Origin of the sequence: Streptomyces sp. NPDC058307 (assembly GCF_042880295.1) — a bacterium.
Lineage (GTDB): Bacteria > Actinomycetota > Actinomycetes > Streptomycetales > Streptomycetaceae > Streptomyces.
The window spans coordinates 1-4,623 of sequence record NZ_JBHVYZ010000137.1 but is presented as its reverse complement, the minus strand read 5'-3'; the positions used below and the strand labels follow the sequence as shown (position 1 = coordinate 4,623).

Below are 4,623 nucleotides of genomic sequence, written 5' to 3'. Positions count from 1 at the left end.
CGCTGCGGGCGGACACCCCCCACCCCGTCCCCTGCCCGCCGTACGCGGCCAACCGTCCCTGGCGGCGCGCGGTCCGGCGAACGGCCCGCGCGTGGTGCGCGAGGTGGCCCACGGTCCGTCCTGGCGCGGGCGACTGCAGCTCCCAGGGGCGCGGGGAACTGCGCGACCAGCCACCACCGGCCCGCACTCGCCATACGACAGCACCCGGCACCCCCTTGGGGCAATCCTCAGATCCGGTCCAGAACCCGCGCCAGCAGTGACCCCATCCGTGTCGCGCTGTCGCGGCCCGCCTGGAGGACCTCCTCGTGGTTCAGGGGCTCGCCCGTCATGCCCGCGGCGAGGTTCGTCACCAGGGAGATGCCCAGGATCTCCGCCCCCGCCTCGCGCGCGGCGATCGCCTCGAGGACCGTCGACATGCCCACCAGGTCCGCACCGATGACGCGGGCCATGCGGATCTCGGCCGGGGTCTCGTAGTGCGGGCCCGGGAACTGGGCGTAGACGCCCTCCTCCAGACTCGGGTCGATCTCCTTGCACAGGGCGCGCAGGCGGGGGGAGTAGAGGCCGGTCAGGTCGACGAAGTTCGCGCCGATGATCGGGGAGGTCGCCGTGAGGTTGATGTGGTCGCTGATCAGGACCGGCTGGCCGGGGCGCATGCCCTCGCGGAGGCCGCCGCAGCCGTTGGTGAGGACGATCGTCTTGCAGCCGGCGGCCACCGCGGTACGGACGCCGTGCGCGACGGCGGCCACCCCGCGGCCCTCGTAGTAGTGCGTGCGGCCGAGGAAGACCAGGGCCCGCTTCTCACCGATCCGGTACGAGCGGATCTTGCCGCCGTGTCCCTGCACCGCCGGCGGCGGGAAACCGGGCAGCTCGGTGACCTGGAACTCGGCGTCGGGGGCACCGAGGGCGTCCACGGCCGGTGCCCAGCCGGAGCCCATCACGAGGGCGACGTCGTGGGTCTCGGCGCCGGTCAGTTCGCGCAGGCGCGCGGCGGCGGCGTCGGCGGCGGCATGCGGGTCGCCCTGGATGTCGTCCGGAAGAAGAGATGCGTTCACGCGGATGAGGGTAGCCGGTCCGGGCCTACGCGCGTAGATGACGGAGCTGACGGGATGGCGATCGTTGTCTTGTCGTTTCCGACCAACAGCGCTCAGCAGGGGCGCTTGCGGAGCTCCATGACGTAGTCGTGGGGCGCACCCGCGGACTCCGCCGCGTCCGCGATCTCGCCGAGGTAGCGGGCGGAGGGCAGACCGCCCTCGTAGCCGTTCAGGACGTACGTCCAGGCGTGTTCCTCACCCTCCAGGGTGTGGACCCGCATACGCGTGCGGCGGTAGATGTCCAGGCCCACGCCTTCCCACCGGTCCATCGACTCGTCGTCGGCGGGGGCGATCTCGTAGAGCGCCACGAACACCTGGGAGAGGGGGTCCTCGACGATCGTCGCCAGGGCGCCCTCCCAGCCCATGTGCTCGCCCCCGAAGGTCAGCCGCCACCCGTTCAGCCACCCCGTGGCACGCATCGGCGAGTGCGGGGCGCGGCGGGTCATCAGCCGCGCGTCGAGGTTGCCGGCATAGGCGGCGTAGAGCGACATGGGTCGAGGGTACGGCAGGCTTCCCCGGTGTCTCTCCCGTAACAGTGGCGTCTCGGGGCGCCCCCCGGGCCGTGGCACCCCGCGTCGTACGGGACAATGGAGTACGTGACTCGGATCGTGATCATCGGTGGCGGACCCGGCGGATACGAGGCGGCCCTGGTGGCCGCCCAGCTCGGCGCGGAGGTGACCGTCGTCGACTGCGACGGTCTGGGCGGAGCGTCGGTGCTGACCGACTGCGTGCCGTCGAAGACCCTTATCGCCACGGCCGAGGTGATGACCACCTTCGATTCGTCGTACGAGGAGTTGGGGATCATCGTCGCCGATGACACTCCACCTCTGGAGCAGGCCGCCCGGGTGGTGGGCGTCGACCTCGGCAAGGTCAACCGGCGTGTGAAGCGGCTGGCGCTTGCCCAGTCGCACGACATCACGGCCTCCGTGACGCGTGCCGGTGCCCGGGTGCTGCGCGGGCGTGGCCGTCTGGAGGGCATGCAGGCCCTCGACGGGTCGCGCAAGGTCGTGGTGCGGGCCGTGGACGGGAGCGAGGAGACGCTCGTCGCGGACGCCGTGCTGATCGCCACGGGTGGGCATCCCCGTGAGCTTCCCGACGCCCAGCCCGACGGTGAGCGCATTCTCAACTGGACCCAGGTCTACGACCTCGACGAACTGCCCGAAGAGCTCATCGTGGTCGGGTCCGGTGTCACCGGTGCCGAGTTCGCCGGGGCCTACCAGGCGCTCGGGTCGAAGGTCACGCTCGTGTCGTCGCGGGACCGCGTGCTGCCGGGTGAGGACCCGGACGCGGCCGCGGTGCTCGAGGACGTCTTCCGCCGCCGGGGCATGAACGTCATGGCGCGCTCCCGTGCCCAGTCCGCCAAGCGGGTCGGGGACCGGGTCGAGGTCACGCTGGCGGACGGCCGGGTCATCACCGGCTCGCACTGTCTGATGGCCGTCGGCGCCATTCCCAACAGCGCCGGGATGGGCCTCGAGGAAGCGGGCGTCAAGCTCCGCGAGTCCGGGCACATCTGGACCGACAAGGTGTCCAGGACGACGGCTCCCGGTGTGTACGCCGCCGGTGACGTGACGGGCGTCTTCGCTCTCGCCTCCGTGGCCGCCATGCAGGGGCGTATCGCCATGTACCACTTCCTGGGTGACGCGGTGGCCCCGCTGAACCTGAAGACGGTCTCGTCGAACGTCTTCACCGACCCCGAGATCGCCACCGTCGGGTACTCGCAGTCCGACGTGGACGGCGGGAAGATCGACGCCCGGTCCGTGAAGCTCCCGCTGCTGCGCAATCCGCGCGCCAAGATGCAGGGCATCCGCGACGGCTTCGTCAAGATCTTCTGCCGGCCGGGCACCGGGATCGTCGTGGGCGGTGTCGTCGTCGCGCCCCGCGCCTCGGAACTGATCCATCCCATCTCGCTCGCGGTCGACAACAATCTGACGGTCGAACAGATCGCGAACGCGTTCACCGTTTACCCCTCCCTTTCCGGGTCGATCGCCGAGGTCGCACGGCAGTTGCACACGCGCAAGGAGACCGAGGGCGCCTGACGGCCGAAAGCGATTCCTGCCTGGTCACGGGGAGTTGCGGCCCATTCGTGCGGCATAGGCGGGGAGATTAGGCCCTATACCACTCCCCGTCCTACAGTGCGAACAACTTCTGTAATTCGGCGCAAACTGCTGAAACCAGACGGTCGCTGGGGTTACTGTCAGTTTCGTGTTCGCTGCAGAACGTCGCCAATTGATCCTCGAAATGGTGCGAGCCAATGGGGCCGTGTCGCTCCGTGAGCTCGCCCGCGTCGTCCAGACCTCCGAAGTGACCGTACGGCGGGACGTGCGCGCACTGGAGGCAGAAGGACTCCTCGACCGCCGGCATGGCGGTGCGGTATTGCCGGGCGGGTTCACGCGGGAGTCCGGCTTTCCGCAGAAATCGCATCTCGCGACCGCCGAGAAGACGGCCATCGCCGATCTCGCCGCGGGTCTCGTAGAAGAAGGCGAGGCCATTGTGGTGGGGGCGGGTACCACCACACAGGAGCTGGCCCGCAGGCTCGCCCGGGTTCCCGGGCTGACGGTCGTGACCAATTCCCTCCTGGTGGCCCAGGCATTGGCCCACGCCAACCGGGTGGAGGTCGTGATGACCGGCGGCACCCTGCGCGGTTCCAACTACGCCCTGGTGGGTTCGGGGGCGGAACAGTCGCTCCAGGGGCTCAGGGTCTCGCGGGCCTTCCTCTCCGGGAGCGGGCTCACCGCCGAGCGCGGCCTTTCCACGTCCAACATGCTGTCGGCGTCCGTGGACCGGGCGCTGGTGCAGGCCGCGGCGGAGGTCGTGGTCCTCGCCGACCACACCAAGCTCGGCACCGACACGATGTTCCAGACCGTGCCCACGGACCTCATCACCCGCCTGGTCACGGACGAGCCCCCGGCCCACGACGACCGGGCCGGCACGGAACTCCAGGCGCTCGCCGACCAGGGGGTGCAGATCGCCGTGGCCGGCGCGTCGGGAGCGCCGGGGGGTGATCAGGTCCCGGCGCGGCAGCAACAGCGCCGGGACGTGCCCGTTCCGGGCCCCCGCCGCAGCCAGCTCCCGTCGACGGGCCCTGGCCTCCGCACGGCCACGCCCCTGAGCGACCCGACCACGGGCGCGGAGCGGGCACGGGTGGCGGATCTACGGCGCCGCTGAGGCTGCTTGAGGGACGGGGCCGTGGCCTGCGGCGGATGGGTGCCGTGCGGGTTTGGTGGGGGCGGGCGTTGTGCGCCCACGCGGCGGAGCCGCATATGGACACAGTCCCGCGCCCCTGGATGCCTGCGGCGGCCCGTTCCGGTTCGGTGGGGCCGTGTCATGCCACCGTCTCGGGGGACGGGGAAGCGAGGCGCCCCGCGGACCGACTGCTGCGGTCCGCGGGGCGCCTCGAGGGTCGTACGGCCGCTCAGTCCTTGATCTCGCAGATCGCGGCGCCCGAGGTGATCGACGCCCCGACCTCCGCGGACAGGCCCTTGATGGTGCCGGTCTTGTGGGCGTTGAGGGGCTGTTCCATCTTCATGGCCTC

The 4,623-nt window shown here is 70.9% G+C and carries 5 protein-coding genes; 2 read left to right on the top strand and 3 right to left on the bottom strand.

The genetic code is table 11. The features are described from left to right. Window positions 1–227: 227 nt before the first annotated feature. Window positions 228–1,052: a purine-nucleoside phosphorylase gene (locus ACFVYN_RS40985; RefSeq protein WP_390007924.1), complete on the bottom strand. Its 825-nt coding sequence runs from the start codon at window positions 1,050–1,052 to the stop codon at window positions 228–230. Window positions 1,053–1,144: 92 nt separating this feature from the next. Beyond that, a complete protein-coding gene (locus ACFVYN_RS40980) occupies window positions 1,145–1,582 on the bottom strand; it encodes a gamma-glutamylcyclotransferase (protein ID WP_007384315.1) in 438 nt (145 codons plus the stop codon). 96 nt (window positions 1,583–1,678) lie between these two features. On the opposite strand from ACFVYN_RS40980, the gene ACFVYN_RS40975 reads away from it, so the two are divergent. Both ACFVYN_RS40975 and ACFVYN_RS40970 read left to right on the top strand, forming a co-directional pair. Then, the gene (locus ACFVYN_RS40975; protein WP_390007923.1) at window positions 1,679–3,127 is read left to right on the top strand and encodes an NAD(P)H-quinone dehydrogenase; all 1,449 of its coding nucleotides are present in this window, start codon (window positions 1,679–1,681) and stop codon (window positions 3,125–3,127) included. Between the two features lie 166 nt (window positions 3,128–3,293). Continuing rightward, window positions 3,294–4,256 (top strand): DeoR/GlpR family DNA-binding transcription regulator, encoded by a 963-nt coding sequence (locus ACFVYN_RS40970; RefSeq protein ID WP_390007921.1) that lies wholly within the window; start codon window positions 3,294–3,296, stop codon window positions 4,254–4,256. A gap of 247 nt (window positions 4,257–4,503) precedes the next feature. On the opposite strand, the gene ACFVYN_RS40965 is transcribed toward ACFVYN_RS40970, so the two are convergent. Next, a partial coding sequence (locus ACFVYN_RS40965) for a biotin/lipoyl-containing protein (protein WP_390007926.1) occupies window positions 4,504–4,623 on the bottom strand: 120 nt, incomplete at its 5' end.